The 1,816-nt window shown below is 65.9% G+C and carries 2 protein-coding genes and 1 pseudogene; all 3 read right to left on the minus strand.

All coding sequences use genetic code 11. From position 1 onward, the window contains the following. Positions 1–666, minus strand: a pseudogene (locus tag EOA60_RS31395) (hypothetical protein); the annotation flags it as partial. After that, positions 659–1,159, minus strand: a complete 501-nt coding sequence (locus EOA60_RS31400; RefSeq protein WP_127335456.1) for a hypothetical protein — start codon at positions 1,157–1,159, stop codon at positions 659–661. The pseudogene EOA60_RS31395 and the gene EOA60_RS31400, both read right to left, overlap by 8 nt. Further along, on the minus strand, positions 1,159–1,816 hold a 658-nt coding region (locus EOA60_RS31405), incomplete at its 5' end, for a DNA N-6-adenine-methyltransferase (RefSeq protein ID WP_128312506.1). The genes EOA60_RS31400 and EOA60_RS31405, both read right to left, overlap by 1 nt.

A 1,816-nucleotide genomic window follows, 5' to 3' on the forward strand; every position in this document is an offset into this window, starting at 1 on the left:
GAGCTTGCACTTTGCGGCCGTCTTGCCGTGATGATCGATGAGCAGGTTGTGCTCCATCGAGATCGTCAGCATCTCGTCGACGGTCATTGCCTCCTCGACGAACCAGCGTTCGCGGAGCCCGCCGCCGGTGAAGGATCGGTAGCCGGTCTCGCTGAAAAACGGCTGATCGAGGTCGATCACGCGACCGTCGAGGCCGACGCCGCCGAAGACGCCCGGGTAGCGCACGTCGGTGCGGCAACCGTGAATGGTCAGCATGAACCGCCCGGGCTGGCCGTGCATCGGGATTCCGCCATCGGGCGCGGCCAGTTGTTTGCCGAGCCAGGACGACGCCGAGTTCCAGCAGTTGAAGCGGGAGCGGCAGCGCGGGGGCCAGGAACGGCCGGAACCGTCCGCGCGCTCCTCCCGGCCGCCGTATTCCTCAATCCGGTAGAGCGTCTCGACACATGCCTCGATCACTAGCTCGTAGGGAAGGCGGCCGGGCTTGTCGCAGGCCATCATCGCGGCGTGGTAGTGGTGGAGGGCTTCCCGAGCGATTCCGACCAGATATTCGTCGGACCCGTCGCGCAGCATGGCGACATTCTCGGCGATCTCCTGACGGCGTTTCTCGGCCTCGATCTGCCAAGCGTGCTTCTTGGCTGGTGCTTTCGCCTTGGCGGTCTTAGCCATTGCCGTACCTCGGAAGTTCTGCGAGCGACGAGAGGGGCGGCAACCCCATGCGCTCGCGAGATCGGTTGATGATGGGGAGAGGGTCGAAACCCTTGACGCCCGGACCTCGGTAGACCCATGGCGGGTTCTCCGGGTCGAGCCGGCCGACGTCGTAGGTGTGGAGCATGTCGGCGAAATATTCCGGCGTGCCCGGGTAGGGAGCGCTATTCCAGAGTGCCCGCAGGATTTTCCGGATGTTGTCGCCGTAGGCGAAAAGCCGGCTCCTTGCACGACGCCAGTTCGCGGCGCGGCGGTCGCGAGTATTCTGCTCCCAGATCACCGCTTGCTCGGCGCGCTGCGCCATAACGGTGTCGGCGTCTGGCTGCTCCTCTGCGATCATCTCGGAAAAGAGCGGCAGTTTCTCTCGCTCAAGGCGCTGCTTTCGGGCCAAGGCGAGCCGCTTTCGCCTCGTGTCTTCGAACGGGCCATATCGGCGTGTCCGGAAGTGGCGCATCAGAGCAACCTCCCCTCGGCCACCTGCCAGACGCCCTCGCCTAGCGGTTCGAACGGGCCGCGCTGCAGGGTCTGGCGGACCTTCGCCTTCCAGTTCGGATTGCGTTCGGACTTCGGATTCTCGGCCAAGGCGCGGTAGAGATCGTCGAGCCGCACCGCCGCGCCGGCGCGCTGCATCACCTTCAACACCTCGTCGACCCACGAGCCGACGGAGGCAAAGCCGAAGATCAGCGAGCGCAGGCGCAGCGGCACGAAAGCGCCGGGAATGCCGCTGGCCGCAAGGCGGTCAGCATCGTCGGCGCCATAGGCGCAGAACACCGACGGCGCGCCGGCATTGGCCTTTGCTCGAGTCCCTGCGGCATCGTGGAAATGCAGCCGCCCTTCCATGAACAGCAGCGCATCGGCCGCGCGCCAGACGCACTCGTGAAACACCTGCGTTTCGGTCCGGGCGAAGATCAGCGCGATTCCATGGGCGTGCTCGGCCATACGGCCCATCCAGCGGCCGATCACGTTGTTCGAGTATGGCGGGTTGAGCCACACGCGACCGTGCCAGGGCCGGGCTAGACCGTTGTCGGCGATGGTGTAGTGCTGGCGCGCCATGTCCCACGGCCGATCGAGCGGAGCGCAGGGATCGAGGTCGAAGCTCTCGGCGCCACCG

The sequence above is a fragment of the Mesorhizobium sp. M1A.F.Ca.IN.020.06.1.1 genome, from assembly GCF_004023265.1.
Classification (GTDB): Bacteria; Pseudomonadota; Alphaproteobacteria; order Rhizobiales; family Rhizobiaceae; genus Mesorhizobium.

Coding starts and splice junctions, on each gene's coding strand:
- EOA60_RS31400 (WP_127335456.1), bottom strand. CDS start 1,159: ATGCGCCACTTCCGGACACGCCGATATGGCCCGTTCGAAGACACGAGG.